Below are 16,960 nucleotides of genomic sequence, written 5' to 3'. Positions count from 1 at the left end.
TGCTTCTTCAGCCTGACGAGAATAACTTCTCCCGCCAGGCCAGTCACAACATACAAGGAGCGAGCGCAGCTCGCGATTGCGCCGCGCGGGCGGCGCTCGCTCTAACAGGCGCTGCCATACCTTGCGGCAAACACCGACAGCCCTGACGCGATCCCTGTGGGAGCTGGCTTGCCGGCGATAGGGCCGCAACAGGCAACCAACATCAGCCGCCTGACACCCGCCCCGCCGCTGCAAACGCCTGCAATTGCGGGTAGAACGCGCGAAAGTCCGCCAGCAGCGGCTCGTACAGCCGCTCCAGCTCCACCATCACCCCCGCCATCGCGTCTGGCCGCGACAGCCGCCGGCCGATGCCGTTGAACACCTGTTCCAGCGTGGCGAAGTCGCCATAAGCGCCCAACCAGTCATCGGCAGCCATGAACGGCGCAATGCGCGCCAGCCGCCCCGGCAGCTCAGGCTCCGCCAGCAATACCCGATAAAACGCGCCCGTGAACTGCGCCAAGGGCTGCTCGGCATAGTCGTGCCAATGCCGCGCCAGGCAGTGGTCGAAAAACACGTCCAGCACGATGCCGGCGAAGCGCCGCCGCTCACGCGGGAACCGCGCCAGCGCCGCCAGTACCAAGGGGTGCCGGTCGGTATAGCTGTCGATATGCCGGTGCAACCGGATAGCCGCCTCCAAGGCAGGCGGGAAGCGCCCGTGCAGCGAGCCTTTGACGAAATCGCCGTACAGGCTGCCCAGCAGTTGTTGCGGGGCCGGCCCGCCCAGGTGCAAATGTGCAAGGTAGTTCATGAGCGCAGTCTACCACCGCGGCGCCCAATATCGTTATAACGCGATATAGCGATTTGAACTCAGCTAAGCACCACTGGATATTTGGATATCGGCATTCAGCGATTTATATTTCGCCCTATCGCGATATACCGCTACAACGAGCCTCACGCCATGCCACTCGATCTCGACGAAATCATAAAAGCGCTGGCCCACCCGGTCAGGCGAGAAATTCTCAGCTGGCTGAAAGACCCGGCAAACCAGTTCCCGGATCAGTACCACAGCACCGAAAACGGTGTGTGTGCCGGGCAGATCGACCAACGCTGCGGCCTTTCGCAGTCGACCGTCTCCGCCCACCTGGCCACCTTGCAGCGTGCCGGGCTGATCAGCAGCCAGAAGATCGGCCAATGGCATTTCTTCAAACGCAACGAAGCCACCATCCAGGCGTTCCTGGAACAACTGCGCCAAGCGCTTTGACCAGCAGGTAACCGACATGACCACGCTTTTCGATCCGATCACCCTGGGCGACCTGCAGTTGCCCAACCGCATCATCATGGCCCCACTCACTCGCTGCCGTGCAGACGAGGGTCGCGTGCCCAGTGCCCTGATGGCCGAGTACTACGTCCAACGCGCCAGCGCCGGGCTGATTCTCAGCGAGGCAACCTCGGTCACCGCCATGGGCGTCGGCTACCCGGATACGCCCGGTATCTGGAACGATGAGCAAGTCCGCGGCTGGACCAATGTCACCAAGGCCGTGCATGGCGCGGGCGGGCGCATATTCCTGCAGCTGTGGCACGTGGGGCGTATCTCGCACCCCAGCTACCTGAACGGCGAACTGCCGGTGGCCCCCAGCGCGATCCAGGCCAAGGGGCATGTCAGCCTGGTACGCCCGCTGAGTGACTACCCCACCCCGCGCGCACTGGAAACCGAAGAAATCAGCGACATCGTCGAGGCCTACCGCAGCGGTGCGGAAAACGCCAAGGCCGCCGGTTTCGATGGTGTGGAAATTCACGGCGCCAATGGCTACCTGCTCGACCAGTTCCTGCAAAGCAGTACCAACCAGCGCACCGACCGCTACGGCGGCTCGCTGGAAAACCGCGCGCGCCTGCTGCTGGAGGTGACCGATGCAGCCATCGAGGTGTGGGGGGCCAACCGGGTCGGCGTGCACCTGGCACCACGTGCCGACGCCCACGACATGGGTGACGCCGACCGTGCCGAGACGTTCACGTACGTTGCCCGCGAACTGGGCAAACGCGGCATCGCCTTCATCTGCTCGCGGGAGCGTGAAGCCGACGACAGCATCGGGCCGTTGATCAAGGCGGCGTTTGGTGGGCCATACATCGTCAACGAGCGTTTCGACAAGGCAAGTGCCAATGCAGCCCTGGCCGATGGCAAGGCCGATGCGGTGGCGTTCGGGGTGCCGTTCATTGCCAACCCGGACCTGCCGGCACGCCTGGCAGCAGATGCACCGTTGAACGAGGCGCACCCCGAAACGTTCTATAGCAAGGGGCCGGTGGGGTATATCGATTACCCGCGCCTGTAACCCAGCGAACCCGCTGCTACCGTGCACCTGTAGCAGCGGGTTCAGGCCATTTCAGGGCCGAGCGTTGATTTGCTGCTGCAGGTTCTGGATCTGGCTCTGTAGGGTGTTGAGGTTGCGCGTGGTCTGCCCGCGGAACGCATCGAACTCCTGCACCGATGCGCCACTCGAGCCCGACGAGCCGCGGTTTTCCATTTGCGTCTTGAGCACCAGCACGTCCTGCTCCAGGCTTTCGATCGCCGCACTCGGGTTGCCCTGCTTCTTCAGCGCAGCCACCTCTTCGCTCAGGTTTTTGAGCTGCCCATCAAGCTTGCCACCGTCTACCTGGCCCGACTTCAACGCCGCCAGCTCGGCATTCACCGCCTTCAACTGCGCCTGCAGCTGGCCTTGCAATTCGGTCACGGCTTTCTGCTGCTCACGGGTATCGGCCAGCACCTGCTCCAGGCGCTTGCCCAGGTCGCCGGCCTGGCCAGCCACGCCTTGCTGCTGCTTGCTCTGCTCGGCCAGGCTGGCCTGCAACTGGCGGATCTGCAGCTTGAGCGCCTCGCTGCCGGTGTTGACCGACGATTCGCTGGCAGCGACCTTGCCACTGATTGCCTGCAAGCGCCCCGCTGCATCTTCGCTGATGCGGGCAAAGCTTTCCTGGGTGGCCACCAGTTGCTGCTCCATCAGCGAGATCTGCTGGAAGCTCCACCAGCCCAGCCCGGCCAGGGCTATGAACGAGGCCCCCAGCAGCACCCACAAAGGCCCGGTGCTGGCCGGCCTGGCCGCCTTCTGGCAGCTACGGGCCACGTGCGCCGGCAACAGTTCGTCATCATCAGGGGTGCCGGCCCGCAGGGTTGGCACATCATCGAAATCGTCGTGAGCATGGTTGCGCATGGGTGAGTTCAACCGCGGTAATAGCAAAGAAACAGGAGTATAAACCGCTCGCGCGGCGCACTGCTGACCCTAATCGGCGCGCCGCGTTCACTGCCCCGGGGGCTGATGTTTCCACCAGGCGCAGAATTCATCCAGCGCCGTCCACAGGCTGACCTTCGGCTGATAGTCCAGGTATTGCCTGGCGCGGCTGATGTCGAGGGTGAAATCACGGCTCATGACCTGCATTCCCAACCGCGACAAGGTCGGTTGCGGGCGCCCCGGCCATAGCATGCAGGCGGCTTCGTTGAGCGCAGCCAGGCTGTAGGCCAGGCCGTAGGAACGGTAGCGGGTCACCTGCGGCAACTGCATCTGGCGCATCACGTAGTTGACCACGTCCCACAACGGCAGCGGCTGGCCGTTGCTGATGTTGTAGGCCTGGCCCAATGCCCGGTCATCGGCGAACAGGGCGCTGAGCAGTGCCTCGTTGAGGTTGTGCACACTGGTGAAATCAACCTTGTTCAGGCCATTGCCGATGATCGCGACCCGGCCCTTGCGCTGCATCTGCATCAGCCGCGGGAAGATGCTGGCATCGCCGGCCCCGGTGACGAAGCGGGGTCGCAGTGCCAACACCTCGAGGCCGAACTCCTGCGCGCCGAACACTTTCTGCTCGGCCAGGTACTTGGTTTTCCCATAATGGTCATGGAACCGGCGCGGCAGCTGGTCTTCCCGGACGTCGAGGCGCGAGCGGCCGTTGAAGTACATGGACGGCGACGACAGGTGTACCAGGCGCCGCACGTGCTCCTTGAGGCACCCTTCGACCACGTTCTCGGTGACCACCACGTTGGCTTGGTGGAAATCCTGATAACGCCCCCAGTGCCCCACAGCGCCGGCACAGTGCACCACCGCTTCGACGCCCTGGCAAAGGCGCCGGGCCAGCTCGGCATCGTTCAGGTCGCCGGGGATGAACTGGGCACCGCGCTTGACCAGGTGCTCCACCCCCTCCGCACGGCGGCCGCTGACCCGCACGTCCAGGCCCTGCTCCAGGGCGAAACGCGCAAAGCGCCCGCCAATGAAGCCACTCGCGCCGGTGACCAGAATTCGCATGTAACACTCCGTCTTGCCAGATTTCAGATGCAACTGACGCCAGCCGCGGCTACAACGGCACCAGCCATTGCCCTGCCGTATGCCGCAGATGCTCGGTCAGTTGCGCGAGCAATTGCCCGCCATTGCGCCAATGATGCCAGTACAGCGGCACATCGATGGGGGTATCGCTGCAAATTTCCACCAACTGCCCACCGGCCAGTTGCTCGCGGGCCTGCAATTCGGGCACCAGCCCCCAGCCCAGGCCCGCCTCGGTCATGCGCAGGAAGCCTTCGGATGACGGGCACAGGTGGTGCAGGAAACCATCCTCCATGCCCAGCGACGCCAGGTAGCGGTGCTGCAGGAAGTCGTCCGGGCCGTACACGATGGCCGGGGTGCGGGCCAGGCGGCTGGCGACAAAGCCTTGGGGAAAATGGCGCGCCATGAATCCGGGGCTGGCCAACGCCCGATAACGCATTGCCCCCAACGGCAGGCTGCGTGCCCCGGCCACAGGCCGTTCACTGCCACACAGGCAGGCCGCCACCTCGCCCGCACGCATGCGCTTCAGGCCCACTTCCTGGTCTTCCACCACCAGGTCGGTCAGCACGTTCTGCTGCGCACAGAAGTTGCCCACCGCGCCAGCCCACCAAGTGGCCAGGCTGTCGGCGTTGAGGGCGATGCGCAGGCGCTCTGGCATGCCTTCTTCGTCCAGCGCCGGCACCTGGCGCTGCAGGTCACGTTCAAGCAGGCGTACCTGCTGCACATGGTTGAGCAGCTGGCGGCCGACCTCTGTCGGGCTGGGCGGGGTAGCGCGCACCAGCACGGGCTGGCCGACCCGCGCCTCGAGCAGTTTGATGCGCTGGGAAATGGCCGATTGCGACAGGCCCAGCACTTGCGCGGCACGCTCGAAACCACCCTGTTCGATCACGGCCGCCAGGGCGGCAAGCAGCTTGTAGTCGAACATCGATTTTCCTAATGAGGGATCAGCTTTATTTGTTTTTCTTATATCGCCCTAACCCACACAATGGCCAGCATCTTTTATGACCTTTTCGGAGAGCCTGGCCATGTGGCAAAGCTATCTCAACGGCATGCTGGTGGCCTTCGGCCTGATCATGGCCATCGGCGCCCAGAATGCCTTCGTACTTGCTCAAAGCCTGCGCCGCGAGCACCACCTGCCGGTGGCAGTGCTGTGCATCGTCTGCGATGCCATCCTGGTGGCGGCCGGTGTGTTTGGCCTGGCCACCGTACTGGCGCACAACCCGACCTTGCTGGCGATCGCCCGCTGGGGCGGTGCGGTGTTCCTCATCTGGTACGGGGCCAAGGCCTTGCGCAGTGCCTGCTCCAAGCAAAGCCTGCAGCACCAGCAGGGCCAGGGCACACGCTCACGTCGCGCGGTACTGCTCAGCGCCTTGGCGGTGACGTTGCTGAACCCGCACGTGTACCTCGACACGGTGTTGCTGATCGGCTCGCTGGGCGCCCAGCAGACCGAGCCCGGGGCTTATGTGGCCGGGGCCGCCAGCGCTTCACTGCTGTGGTTCTCGACCCTGGCGCTCGGCGCGGCCTGGCTGGCCCCGTGGCTGGCGCGGCCGGCAACCTGGCGCATGCTCGACCTGATGGTGGCGGTCATGATGTTTGCGGTGGCGGCGCAGTTGATCTTCAACTGATCCCAAGGGCCCTGGCAGGCAGAGCCCGAGACCACCGGTCGGCATGGCTCGACCGCCGCGGAACCTCTATTCCCTATGTTTGTTGCGTGGTTATGCGCCGGACCCGGTGCTATGATCCAGCCCTTGCGTCGCAAAGAGTAAAAACTCGCCGACGCTGATCGGGCCGCCCGTGATCGGCCTTGCGCAAACCGCAAACAGACCTGAATCAGGAGATCCACCATGGCTTTTGAATTGCCGCCGCTGCCGTACGCCCACGATGCCCTGCAGCCGCACATCTCCAAGGAAACCCTGGAGTATCACCACGACAAGCACCACAACACCTATGTCGTGAACCTGAACAACCTGGTCCCAGGCACCGAATTCGAAGGCAAGTCCCTCGAAGAAATCGTCAAGGCCTCTTCGGGCGGCATCTTCAACAACGCCGCTCAAGTCTGGAACCACACCTTCTACTGGAACTGCCTGTCGCCAAACGGCGGCGGCCAGCCAACCGGCGCCCTGGCCGATGCCATCAACGCGGCCTTCGGTTCCTTCGACAAATTCAAGGAAGAGTTCACCAAGACTTCGGTCGGCACCTTCGGTTCCGGCTGGGGCTGGCTGGTGAAGAAAGCCGACGGCTCCCTGGCCCTGGCCAGCACCATTGGCGCCGGCTGCCCGCTGACCAGCGGCGACACCCCGCTGCTGACCTGCGACGTCTGGGAACACGCCTACTACATCGACTACCGCAACCTGCGTCCGAAGTACGTCGAGGCGTTCTGGAACCTGGTCAACTGGGCCTTCGTTGCCGAGCAGTTCGAAGGCAAGACCTTCAAGGCCTGAGTCACCCAGCCTTGAACAGAAAACCCGGCCATGTGCCGGGTTTTTTTGTGCCTGCCAGGGGCCGCCGCGCCGGTACACCGAGCCGCACGGTTTTGCTTGCTCAGGCGGCAGAGCGCGCTAACATCAAATCTTTGGAAGATTGAGACAGCGCACTCAAGTTGCAGGGGCAGGCAACCGATACACTGCTCATGGTAGGCCGATAGTGTATCGTCATCGTTGATGGCAAAATGATGCCATGCGCATGGATTAAGGAAACCCCATTGAAGCTGGAATTGCGGAACAGCTTGTCGGTCAAGTTGCTCAGGGTCGTGCTGCTGTCGGCGCTGGCGGTCGGCGTACTGCTCAGCTGTGCGCAAATTGTCTACGACACCTACAAGACCCGCCAGACCGTGAACAACGATGCCCAGCGCATCCTCGACATGTTCCGCGACCCGTCGACCCAGGCGGTGTACAGCCTCGACCGTGAAATGGGCATGCAGGTGATGGAGGGCCTGTTCCAGGACGAATCGGTACGCATGGCGTCCATCGGCCACCCCAATGAAACCATGCTGGCAGAAAAGTCCAGGCCGCTGCGGGACACCTCCATGCGCTGGCTGACCGACCTGATTCTCGGCCAGGAACGTACCTACACCACGCAACTGGTCGGCCGCGGCCCCTACAGCGAATACTACGGCGACCTCAGCATCACCCTCGACACCTCTTCGTATGGTGAAGATTTCCTGATCAACGCGGTCATCATCTTCATCTCCGGCGTACTGCGCGCCCTGGCCATGGGCCTGGTGCTGTACCTGGTCTACCACTGGCTGCTGACCAAGCCGCTGTCGAAGATCATCGAGCACCTCACGCAGATCAACCCCGACCGCCCCAGCCAGCACCAGATCCCGCTGCTGAAGGGGCACGAAAAGAACGAACTGGGCCTTTGGGTCAACACGGCCAACCAGTTGCTGGCTTCGATCGAGCGCAACACCCACCTGCGTCACGAAGCGGAAAACAGCCTGCAGCGCATGGCCCAATACGACTTCCTGACCGGCCTGCCCAACCGCCAGCAGCTGCAACAGCAACTGGACAAGATCCTGGTCGACGGTGGCCGCCTGCAACATCGGGTGGCGGTACTGTGCGTGGGCCTGGACGACTTCAAGGGCATCAACGAACAATTCAGTTACCAGGTGGGTGACCAACTGTTACTGGCCCTGGCCGACCGCCTGCGGGCGCATAGCGGCCGCCTGGGTGCCCTGGCGCGGCTGGGCGGCGACCAGTTTGCCCTGGTGCAAGCCAACATCGAGCAGCCCTACGAAGCTGCCGAACTGGCGCAAAGCATCCTGGATGACCTGGAGGTGCCATTCGACCTCGATCACCAGCAGATCCGCCTGCGCGCCACCATCGGCATCACCCTGTTCCCGGAAGACGGCGACAGCACGGAAAAGCTACTGCAGAAAGCCGAGCAGACCATGACCCTGGCCAAGGCCCGCTCGCGCAACCGCTACCAGTTCTACATTGCCAGCGTCGACAGTGAAATGCGCCGCCGCCGCGAGTTGGAGAAGGACCTGCGCGAAGCCCTGCCGCGTAACCAGCTGTACCTGGTGTACCAGCCACAGATCAGCTACCGCGACCACCGCGTGGTCGGCGTGGAGGCCCTGCTGCGCTGGCAGCACCCGGAGCTGGGCATGGTGCCGCCCGACCAGTTCATCCCGCTGGCCGAACAGAACGGCAGCATCATCAGCATCGGCGAATGGGTACTCGACCAGGCCTGCCGGCAATTGCGCGAATGGCACGACCTGGGCTTCAGCGACCTGCGCATGGCGGTCAACCTGTCTACCGTGCAGTTGCACCACAGCGAGCTGCCGCGGGTAGTCAACAACCTGTTGCAGGCCTACCGCCTGCCACCGCGCAGCCTGGAGCTGGAGGTCACCGAAACCGGCCTGATGGAAGACATCAGCACCGCCGCCCAGCACCTGCTGAGCCTGCGCCGTTCCGGGGCGCTGATTGCGATCGACGACTTCGGCACCGGTTACTCGTCGCTCAGCTACCTGAAGTCATTGCCGCTGGACAAGATCAAGATCGACAAGAGCTTCGTCCAGGACCTGCTTGACGACGATGACGACGCTACCATCGTTCGCGCCATCATCCAGCTGGGCAAGAGCCTGGGCATGCAGGTCATCGCCGAAGGCGTGGAAACCGCCGAGCAGGAAACCTACATCATTGCCCAGGGCTGCCACGAGGGCCAGGGCTATCACTACAGCAAGCCGCTGTCGGCGCGTGAACTGACTCACTTCCTCAAGCAAGCCCAACGTAATCAAGTCTCGATGCTCTGAACCTGCTCGCCCGGCCAAGCCAGCGACCTGGATTTGCATGAAATGCGCCCCCGCCCCTTTACAGCAAATGCAAATCTTTCGCATGATGTTGCCGTTTCGCATGCCTAGGCGCACTGTCCAACCACACGACGCAGGAAACCCATAATGATTCGAATGCCTCTGGCCTCCGCCAGTCTGCTGGCCATGGCCATCGCCCTCGCCGGTTGCGGCGAAAAAGACGACAAGGCTGCCGCTGCGCAAGCGCAGGCACCCGCTGCCGCCAGCACCACCGCTGCAGCGCCAGGGGCTGTCGACGAAGCCGCTGGCAAAGCCGTGGTCAAGCATTACGCAGAAATGGTCTATGCCGTGTACAGCGACTCGCTGAGCACCGCAAAAACCCTGCAGACCGCTGTCGACGCCTTCCTTGCCAAGCCAGACGATGAAACCCTGAAGGCTGCCAAGCAAGCCTGGGTTGCTGCACGCGTGCCTTACCTGCAGAGCGAAGCCTTCCGCTTCGGCAACACCATCATCGACGACTGGGAAGGCCAGGTGAACGCGTGGCCGTTGGACGAAGGCCTGATCGACTATGTCGACAAGAGCTACGAGCATGCCCTGGGCAACCCCGCCGCCAGCGCCAACATCATCGCCAACACCGAGATCCAGGTCGGCGAAGAAAAGATCGACGTCAAGGACATCACCCCCGAGAAGCTGGCCAGCCTGAACGAACTGGCAGGGTCCGAAGCCAACGTCGCCACGGGCTACCACGCCATCGAATTCCTGCTGTGGGGCCAGGACCTCAACGGTACCGGCCCAGGCGCCGGCGCCCGCCCGGCGTCGGACTACCTGGAAGGCCAGGGTGCTACCGGCGGCCACAACGAGCGCCGCCGCGCCTACCTCAAAGCCGTGACCCAGTTGCTGGTCACCGACCTTGAAGAGATGGTCGGCAACTGGGCTCCGAACGTCGCCGACAACTACCGCGCCAAGCTCGAAGCCGAGCCGGTCAACGATGGCCTGCGCAAGATGCTGTTCGGCATGGGCAGCCTGTCGCTGGGCGAACTGGCCGGTGAACGCATGAAGGTTTCCCTGGAAGCCAACTCGCCGGAAGACGAGCAGGACTGCTTCAGCGACAACACCCACTACTCGCACTTCTACGATGCCAAGGGTATCCGCAATGTCTACCTGGGCGAGTACACCCGCCCGGACGGCACCAAGGTCAGCGGCCCGAGCCTGTCGTCGCTGGTAGCCAAGGTTGACCCGGCGGCCGACGCCACCCTCAAGGCCGACCTGGAGGCCACCGAGGCCAAGATCCAGGTCATGGTCGACCATGCGCAGAAAGGCGAGCACTACGACCAGTTGATCGCCCCCGACAACGCTGCCGGCAACCAGATCGTTCGCGATGCCATTGCCGCCCTGGTCAAGCAGACCGGTGCGATCGAACAGGCTGCGGGCAAGCTCGGTATTGCCAACCTGAACCCGGATACCGCAGACCACGAGTTCTGATTCGGTAACGGCGCCTCACCCCGAACGCCCGGCCTTGTGCCGGGCGTTTGCGTTTGTGCTGCAGGTGCTGTGGTTCCAGATGCCTGTCCTGCCTTTCGCCCTTCATTCTGGCCCCATTCACGGGATCACCAGGCCGGAGGGCGCAGTGCTACAGATTCTTGATGTTTGGGGGGAAGGCCGAATCGTTCAGCGCGTGGGGGGCAAGGACATCATTACCGGCTTCACCCACGCCTATAACCTGAATAAAGTCGGCCAGCGCATTTCCAACGGGCCGCGCACAGGCGAGCGCATCCCCCACCTGTATCAGGTCGATGAATACGATGCGCCCCGTTTCCCGCTGGACACCCGCGCCATACCCCACCTAACCCTGATGGGCGCCCCCATCACTTACCACGTGGCCCTGGAGATGTGCAGGGTGCTTGCCCACTCCGGCAAGATCTACCTGTACGACGCCAACGAACCCGACCGCAAGATGTTCGAGGCTGTCGCCTTTGCCCAGGGCCTGCAGCTGCTGGGGCGCTTCGACCCCGCCGAACTGGACCCGCCTTTCAACGAGATCACCTTGCTTGGCGTTTACGTCTACCGCAGCCCGAGCAGCCCGCTACCCCGCCCAGAGACCCGACCGTAAAAGGACCTTCACATGGCCAGCGTCACCTACCTGTGCTCCATCGCCAACAACACCCCCTACACCCTGACCGTGGTCGACGGTGAGAACCGCAGCAAAAGCGTTGCAGTCGGCGCCCAGCACGCCTGGAACGGCGAACTGGCCGTACCGTGGATCGGCAATACCAATGAAAACCACAAAGCCTTGCGCCTCATTCTCGGCCCCGCTGCCGAAGCCAGCATCTGGGTCTTCCAGGATTACTGGAAACCGGCCCACGAGAATGCCATCAAACAGCTCGCTGCCCACACCATGGACTATGACAGTGACGAGGTCATCGAAGTGGCCGGCAACAATCGCAATGGTGGCCACAAGAACCTGATCGTCAGCCTGGTGAACCGCCAGTTCAAGCTGCATATCGCCTGAGGGCCACAAGCAACGACGATTTCATCGAGCAAACGCAAATTGCTCTTATTCAATGATCCTGGGCCTGCTAAGCTTGCACGCCGGTTTTTTGCTCAAGCCCAGGATTCTCGATGTCCTTGTCGCTGTTTCGACTCAGCCCCTTGCTGCTGGCCTTTGCCCTCGCTGCCTGTGACGACGCCCCGCGCTTCACCCAGGCCGAGCCCGGCGAAGCCTTGGCGGCTGGCCTGGCCACCGTACAGCGCAGTGACCGCAACGCCTACGCCCAGCCCTCGGCCAACCTTTCGCCGGAACGGCGGCTGGACTTCGCCGTAGGCAACAGCTTCTTCCGCAGCCCCTGGGTGATCGCCCCCTCTACCACGACTGCACGCGATGGCCTGGGCCCGCTGTTCAACACCAATGCCTGCCAGAACTGCCATGTGCGCGACGGCCGTGGTCATCCCCCAGCCGCCAATGACAGCAACGCCGTCGGCATGCTGGTGCGCCTGTCTATCCCCGACCAACCCTACCTGGCCAAGGTGATCGAGCGCATCGGCGTGGTGCCGGAACCGGTCTATGGCACCCAGTTGCAAGACATGGCCATCCCCGGCGTGGCCCCGGAAGGCAAGGTGCGGGTGAGCTATGCCCAGCACACGGTGACGTTCGAGGATGGCCATCAGGTGCAACTGCGCAAGCCAAGCCTGCAAATCACTCAGTTGGGCTACGGCGTGATGCACCCCGACACCCGGTTTTCCGCACGGGTGGCCCCGCCGATGATCGGCCTGGGCCTGCTCGAAGCCATCCCCGAAGCCGCCCTGCTGGCCAACGAAGACCCCGACGACCGTAACCACGACGGCATTCGCGGGCGAGCCAACCGGGTATGGGATGACGCCCAGGGCAAGACCGTGGTCGGGCGCTTCGGCTGGAAGGCCGGCCAACCCAACGTCAACCAGCAGAACGTGCACGCCTTCGCCGGCGACATGGGCCTGACCAGTACCCTGCAGCCCAAGGACGACTGCACGGCGGCGCAAGCCGCGTGCCTGGCTGCGCCCAATGGCGATGGCGCCGATGGCGAGAAGGAAGTCAGCGACAACATTCTGCGCCTGGTCACCTTCTATACCCGCAACCTGGCCGTGCCGGCACGCCGCGACGTGGGCGCGCCACAGGTGCTGGCGGGCAAGAACCTGTTCTACCAGGCCGGCTGCCAGGGTTGCCATACACCGCAGTTCACCACCGCCGCCGATGCAACCGAACCAGAGCTGGCCAACCAGGTCATCCGCCCCTACAGCGACCTGCTGCTGCACGACATGGGGCCGGGCCTGGCCGACGAGCGCACCGAATTCGCCGCCAACGGCCAGGACTGGCGTACCGCGCCGCTGTGGGGCATCGGCCTGAGCGAAACGGTCAGTGGCCACAGCCAGTTCCTGCACGATGGCCGCGCGCGCAACCTGCTCGAAGCCGTGCTTTGGCATGGCGGCGAAGCCGAAGCGGCACGCAATTTCGTTCTCACCTTCAATGCCGAGCAGCGCGCCGCGCTGCTGGCGTTCCTGAATTCCCTTTAAACGCGCAAAGGAGCCGGCATGTTCCGACCCAAATTGTTGTTCACCAGCCTCGCCGCACTCGCCCTTGGCGCCTGCTCGCCGCAGGACCCGCAAGCAGTGACCTCCGCCGCCATCGCCAAACAGGTGATCCTGCCCACCTACAGCCGCTGGGTCGAAGCCGACCGTACCCTGGCCGCCAGCGCCTTGGCCTACTGCGAAGGCAAGGAAGACCTGGAAAAGGCCCGTGCCGACTTCCTCAACGCACAAAAAGCCTGGGCTGAACTGCAACCGCTGCTGGTGGGCCCACTGGCCGAAGGCAACCGCGCCTGGCAGGTGCAGTTCTGGCCCGACAAGAAAAACCTGGTCGGCCGCCAGGTAGAGCAATTGGTCAACGGCGACAAGCCAGTCGATGTGGCCGCCCTGGGCAAGGCCAGCGTGGTGGTGCGTGGGCTGTCGGCCTATGAATACATTCTGTTCGACAGCAAGCCGGACATCGCCACAGCCGAACAGAAGGCCCGTTATTGCCCGCTGCTGGTCGCCATCAGCGAGCACCAGAAGCTGTTGGCCGAGGACATCCTCAAGAGCTGGAACAGCACCGACGGCATGCTCTCGCAGATGACCAAGTTCCCCAACCAGCGCTACGCCGATTCCCACGAGGCCATTGCCGACCTGCTGCGCTCCCAGGTGACCGCACTGGATACGCTGAAGAAAAAACTCGGCGCCCCCATGGGCCGCCAGAGCAAGGGCATCGCGCAGCCGCTGCAGGCCGAGGCCTGGCGCAGCCACAGCTCACTGAAAAGCCTGGAGGCCACCCTCAAGGCTGCCCAGACCGTGTGGGTTGGGGTCGACAACCAGGGTTTGCGCGGCCTGCTGCCCAGCGATCAGAAAGCGCTGGCAGACAAGATCGACGCCGCCTACGCTACCTCGCTCAAACTGCTGGCCGACAACCAGAAGACCCTTGGCGAGTTGCTGGCCGACGACGCCGGCCAACAAACCCTCAACCAGCTCTATGACAGCCTCAACGTGGTCCACCGCCTGCACGAAGGCGACCTGGCCAAGGCGTTGAACATCCAGCTGGGCTTCAATGCCAACGACGGTGACTGATCATGCTGCGACGCCAGGCAATCAAACTCGGTAGCGTACTGCTCAGCGCCCTTACCCTGGGTGGCTGGAGCCTGTTCCGCAACAAAGGCAGCGAACCCTTGCTGCTCTCGGCGCGTGACGACGGCAACGGCAAGCACTATGCCGTGGGGTTCCGCCTGGACGGCACCCAGGTGTTCAGCACCCAGGTTGCCCAGCGTTGCCATGCCATCATCCATCACCCTGAACAGCCGATCGCCCTGTTCGTCGCTCGCCGCCCCGGTACCGAAAGCTACCTGGTCGACTTGCGCGACGGGCGCTTGCTGCAAACGGTGGTTTCGCAAGCGGACCGGCACTTCTACGGCCATGCGGTGGTGCACAAAAGCGGCGAATGGCTGTACGCCACCGAGAACGACACCCGTGACCCGGGGCGGGGCGTGCTAGGCGTGTACCGCTTCGAAGGTGCGCGCCTGGTACACACCGGCGAGCTCCCCACCCACGGCATTGGCCCGCACGAGGTGGCCTGGCTACCCGACGGCGAAACCCTGGTGGTGGCCAACGGCGGGATCCGCACCGAGGCCGAAAGCCGGGTCGAGATGAACCTCGATGCCATGGAGCCGAGCCTGGTGCTGATGCAGCGTGACGGCACCTTGTTGAGCAAGGAAACCCTCGCCCAGCAGATGAACAGCGTGCGCCACCTGGCAGTGGGCAGCGATGGCACCATTGCCGCCTGCCAGCAGTTCATGGGCGACGCCGATGAAACGGCCGAGTTGCTGGCCATCAAGCGCCCGGGCGAGCCGTTCAAGGCCTTTCCGGTGCCCGAGCAGCAACTGCAGGCCATGGCCCAGTACACCGCCAGTGTGGCTATCCACAGCGAGCTGCGGCTGGTGGCGCTGACCGCGCCACGGGCCAACCGCCTGTTCGTCTGGGACCTGGACAGCGGCGCTGTGCGGCTCGACGCCCCTATGCCCGACTGTGCCGGGGTCGGTGCCGTCAAGGACGGTTTTGTCGTGACCTCCGGGCAGGGCCGCTGCCGCTTCTACGATTGCACCAAGGCACAACTGGTCGGGCAACCGATGAGCCTGCCGTCCGGGTTCTGGGACAACCACCTGCATCTGGTCTGATTGATCCGTGACCTTCACCGGCCCAATCGCCGGCAAGCCGGCTCCCACATGAATTGCATCAGGGCTGGCAGATGTTCGTCAGAAGATATGCAGCGCCTGTGAGAGCGAGCGCCGCCCGCGCGGCGCATCGCGAGCTGCGCTCGCTCCTACGTTTGTTTCGGGCCAGTAACCCCTGTGCCAGGTGCGCGCGACCGCCTGGTTCATACGACGCGACATTGAGGCATGCGCCAAGGCGTTCGCGCGCAAATTCCACAGGCATAATTGGCCCGAAACAGCGTAGGAGCGAGCGCAGCTCGCGATGCGCCGCGCGGGCGGCGCTCGATCTCACAGGCGCTGAAGATACTGCGGCTACACTTGCCAGCTGCTCGCCACAGCATCTATCAGCCCTGCGGCGATCCCTGTGGGAGCCGGCTTGCCGGCGATAGGGCCGGTGCAGACAATTTACTCCCCTTCAGACAAAAAACAGTCAATACTTCCCCCATCCACACGTGGGCAGGATCGCCCGTTGTCGTGCCAGAACGAATAACAACTGCATCCAAGGAACCGGACCTATGCTGCGCCGCCGCATGCTCATCATGTTGGCCGTGGTTCTGCTGATCGTGCTGGCCCTGGGGGGCTACAAGGCTTTCTCGATCTACCAGCAGATCCAGATGTTCACTGCCCCCAAGCCGCCTATCACCGTGGCGGCAGCCTTGGCCGAACAACGCCAGTGGCAACAGCGCCTGCCCGCGGTCGGCAGCCTCAAGGCGCTGCAGGGTGTCGAGCTGAGCCTGGAGGTAGAAGGCATCGTCAAGGCCCTGTATTTCGACTCTGGGCAAACGGTCAAGGCCGGGCAGCTGCTGCTGCGGCTCAACGATGACCAGGAAACCGCATTGCTAGGCACCGCCGTGGCCGACCTGGGCCTGGCCAAGGTCGACTTCGGCCGCGGGCGGCAACTGGTGGGTGACTCGGCGATCTCCCGTGGCGAATATGACCGCCTCAATGCCCAGTACCAGCGCAACCAGGCGGTGGTCGAGCAGCTCAAGGCTTCGAAGAACAAGAAAAGCATCAGCGCGCCCTTCAGTGGCACCCTGGGCATCCGCCAGGTGGATGTAGGCGATTATCTGGCGCCAGGCACCGTCATCGCGACCCTGCAGGACACCTCCGGCCTGTACGTAGACTTCAACGTGCCGGAACAGGCCTTGCCCCAGCTGAGCCTCGGCCAGCAGGTGCTGGTGCAAGTGGCTGCCTACCCGGACCAGACCTTCCCCGCCCGCCTCAGCGCCATCAACCCCAAGGTCGATGAAACCACGCGAAACCTGCTGGTGCGCGCGACCCTGGCCAACCCCGACGGCAAATTGCTGCCGGGCATGTTCGCCAGCCTGCAGGTACTGCTGCCCGATCCGCAGTTGCAGGTGGTGGTGCCGGAAAGTGCCATTACCTACACCCTGTACGGCAACTCGGTATATGTCGCCACCGCGAAAAAGGACCAGCACGGCAAGCCGCAGCACGATGAACAGGGCCAACCCCAATGGGTCGCCGAACAGCGCACCGTGCAGACCGGCGAGCGCCGTGACGGCGTGGTGGTGGTCAGCAAAGGGTTGCAGGCCGGGGAACAGGTAGTCACTGCCGGGCAGCTGAAGCTGACCCCCGGCGCCGCAATCCGAATCGGCCAGGACCAGGCCGTCAAGCCCGCCCCGGGCGCCGCGACCAAGGACTGA

Annotated in this window: 16 protein-coding genes; 12 read left to right on the top strand and 4 right to left on the bottom strand. The window is 63.7% G+C overall.

The annotated features are described in order from the left end of the window. Positions 1–202: 202 nt before the first annotated feature. Positions 203–787: an ACP phosphodiesterase gene (locus tag QME24_RS08355; protein WP_054906129.1), complete on the bottom strand. Its 585-nt coding sequence runs from the start codon at positions 785–787 to the stop codon at positions 203–205. 150 nt (positions 788–937) lie between these two features. Between QME24_RS08355 and QME24_RS08350 the strand changes: the two genes are divergently transcribed. Together QME24_RS08350 and QME24_RS08345 are read left to right on the top strand one after the other, a co-directional pair. Next, the gene (locus QME24_RS08350) at positions 938–1,240 is read left to right on the top strand and encodes a helix-turn-helix transcriptional regulator (protein ID WP_054906130.1); all 303 of its coding nucleotides are present in this window, start codon (positions 938–940) and stop codon (positions 1,238–1,240) included. A 16-nt stretch (positions 1,241–1,256) separates the two neighbouring features. Continuing rightward, positions 1,257–2,306, top strand: coding sequence for an alkene reductase (locus tag QME24_RS08345; protein ID WP_280091632.1), 1,050 nt, complete (start codon positions 1,257–1,259; stop codon positions 2,304–2,306). 51 nt (positions 2,307–2,357) lie between these two features. Here the strand turns inward: QME24_RS08345 and QME24_RS08340 are convergent, their stop codons facing one another. The 3 genes from QME24_RS08340 to QME24_RS08330 form a co-directional block, all read right to left on the bottom strand. After that, complete coding sequence (locus QME24_RS08340; RefSeq protein WP_280091631.1) at positions 2,358–3,182, bottom strand: ATPase; 825 nt, start codon at positions 3,180–3,182, stop codon at positions 2,358–2,360. Between the two features lie 87 nt (positions 3,183–3,269). Then, entirely contained in the window at positions 3,270–4,265 is a 996-nt protein-coding gene (locus QME24_RS08335; RefSeq protein WP_192440888.1) for an NAD(P)-dependent oxidoreductase, read from the bottom strand. 49 nt (positions 4,266–4,314) lie between these two features. After that, on the bottom strand, positions 4,315–5,205 hold the full coding sequence (locus QME24_RS08330; protein WP_029887119.1) for a LysR family transcriptional regulator ArgP: 891 nt from the start codon (positions 5,203–5,205) through the stop codon (positions 4,315–4,317). Positions 5,206–5,305: 100 nt separating this feature from the next. Here QME24_RS08330 and QME24_RS08325 point away from each other — a divergent pair, with 100 nt between their 5' ends. The 10 genes from QME24_RS08325 to QME24_RS08280 all read left to right on the top strand — a co-directional run bounded on the left by QME24_RS08325 (position 5,306) and on the right by QME24_RS08280 (position 16,960). Continuing rightward, complete coding sequence (locus QME24_RS08325; protein WP_009686826.1) at positions 5,306–5,905, top strand: LysE/ArgO family amino acid transporter; 600 nt, start codon at positions 5,306–5,308, stop codon at positions 5,903–5,905. Positions 5,906–6,124: 219 nt separating this feature from the next. Continuing rightward, positions 6,125–6,721, top strand: a complete 597-nt coding sequence (locus QME24_RS08320) for a Fe-Mn family superoxide dismutase (RefSeq protein ID WP_009686825.1) — start codon at positions 6,125–6,127, stop codon at positions 6,719–6,721. Between the two features lie 260 nt (positions 6,722–6,981). Further along, a complete protein-coding gene (locus QME24_RS08315; protein ID WP_029887117.1) occupies positions 6,982–9,033 on the top strand; it encodes a GGDEF domain-containing phosphodiesterase in 2,052 nt (683 codons plus the stop codon). A gap of 144 nt (positions 9,034–9,177) precedes the next feature. Further along, on the top strand, positions 9,178–10,512 hold the full coding sequence (locus QME24_RS08310; protein ID WP_009686823.1) for an imelysin family protein: 1,335 nt from the start codon (positions 9,178–9,180) through the stop codon (positions 10,510–10,512). Positions 10,513–10,657: 145 nt separating this feature from the next. Further along, positions 10,658–11,140 (top strand): hypothetical protein, encoded by a 483-nt coding sequence (locus QME24_RS08305; protein WP_280091630.1) that lies wholly within the window; start codon positions 10,658–10,660, stop codon positions 11,138–11,140. Between the two features lie 12 nt (positions 11,141–11,152). Then, positions 11,153–11,539, top strand: a complete 387-nt coding sequence (locus QME24_RS08300; protein ID WP_029887115.1) for a hypothetical protein — start codon at positions 11,153–11,155, stop codon at positions 11,537–11,539. Positions 11,540–11,649: 110 nt separating this feature from the next. Continuing rightward, positions 11,650–13,077, top strand: coding sequence for a di-heme oxidoredictase family protein (locus QME24_RS08295; protein ID WP_161893063.1), 1,428 nt, complete (start codon positions 11,650–11,652; stop codon positions 13,075–13,077). Positions 13,078–13,095: 18 nt separating this feature from the next. Continuing rightward, positions 13,096–14,160, top strand: coding sequence for an imelysin family protein (locus tag QME24_RS08290; RefSeq protein ID WP_009686819.1), 1,065 nt, complete (start codon positions 13,096–13,098; stop codon positions 14,158–14,160). A 2-nt stretch (positions 14,161–14,162) separates the two neighbouring features. After that, on the top strand, positions 14,163–15,260 hold the full coding sequence (locus QME24_RS08285; RefSeq protein WP_280091629.1) for a DUF1513 domain-containing protein: 1,098 nt from the start codon (positions 14,163–14,165) through the stop codon (positions 15,258–15,260). Positions 15,261–15,811: 551 nt separating this feature from the next. Then, positions 15,812–16,960, top strand: a complete 1,149-nt coding sequence (locus tag QME24_RS08280; RefSeq protein WP_280091628.1) for an efflux RND transporter periplasmic adaptor subunit — start codon at positions 15,812–15,814, stop codon at positions 16,958–16,960.

The sequence above is a fragment of the Pseudomonas sp. PARCl1 genome (assembly GCF_947311875.1).
In the GTDB taxonomy this organism is placed as follows: Bacteria; Pseudomonadota; Gammaproteobacteria; order Pseudomonadales; family Pseudomonadaceae; genus Aquipseudomonas; species Aquipseudomonas juntendi.
This window is presented reverse-complemented; position numbering and strand designations above follow the sequence as displayed.

Bases quoted from the DNA above. Each gene is read 5' to 3' on its own strand.
- QME24_RS08355 (WP_054906129.1), bottom strand. From the start codon at position 787: ATGAACTACCTTGCACATTTGCACCTGGGCGGGCCGGCCCCGCAACAA.
- QME24_RS08350 (WP_054906130.1), top strand. From the start codon at position 938: ATGCCACTCGATCTCGACGAAATCATAAAAGCGCTGGCCCACCCGGTC.
- QME24_RS08345 (WP_280091632.1), top strand. From the start codon at position 1,257: ATGACCACGCTTTTCGATCCGATCACCCTGGGCGACCTGCAGTTGCCC.
- QME24_RS08340 (WP_280091631.1), bottom strand. From the start codon at position 3,182: ATGCGCAACCATGCTCACGACGATTTCGATGATGTGCCAACCCTGCGG.
- QME24_RS08335 (WP_192440888.1), bottom strand. From the start codon at position 4,265: ATGCGAATTCTGGTCACCGGCGCGAGTGGCTTCATTGGCGGGCGCTTT.
- QME24_RS08330 (WP_029887119.1), bottom strand. From the start codon at position 5,205: ATGTTCGACTACAAGCTGCTTGCCGCCCTGGCGGCCGTGATCGAACAG.
- QME24_RS08325 (WP_009686826.1), top strand. From the start codon at position 5,306: ATGTGGCAAAGCTATCTCAACGGCATGCTGGTGGCCTTCGGCCTGATC.
- QME24_RS08320 (WP_009686825.1), top strand. From the start codon at position 6,125: ATGGCTTTTGAATTGCCGCCGCTGCCGTACGCCCACGATGCCCTGCAG.
- QME24_RS08310 (WP_009686823.1), top strand. From the start codon at position 9,178: ATGATTCGAATGCCTCTGGCCTCCGCCAGTCTGCTGGCCATGGCCATC.
- QME24_RS08300 (WP_029887115.1), top strand. From the start codon at position 11,153: ATGGCCAGCGTCACCTACCTGTGCTCCATCGCCAACAACACCCCCTAC.
- QME24_RS08295 (WP_161893063.1), top strand. From the start codon at position 11,650: ATGTCCTTGTCGCTGTTTCGACTCAGCCCCTTGCTGCTGGCCTTTGCC.
- QME24_RS08290 (WP_009686819.1), top strand. From the start codon at position 13,096: ATGTTCCGACCCAAATTGTTGTTCACCAGCCTCGCCGCACTCGCCCTT.
- QME24_RS08285 (WP_280091629.1), top strand. From the start codon at position 14,163: ATGCTGCGACGCCAGGCAATCAAACTCGGTAGCGTACTGCTCAGCGCC.
- QME24_RS08280 (WP_280091628.1), top strand. From the start codon at position 15,812: ATGCTGCGCCGCCGCATGCTCATCATGTTGGCCGTGGTTCTGCTGATC.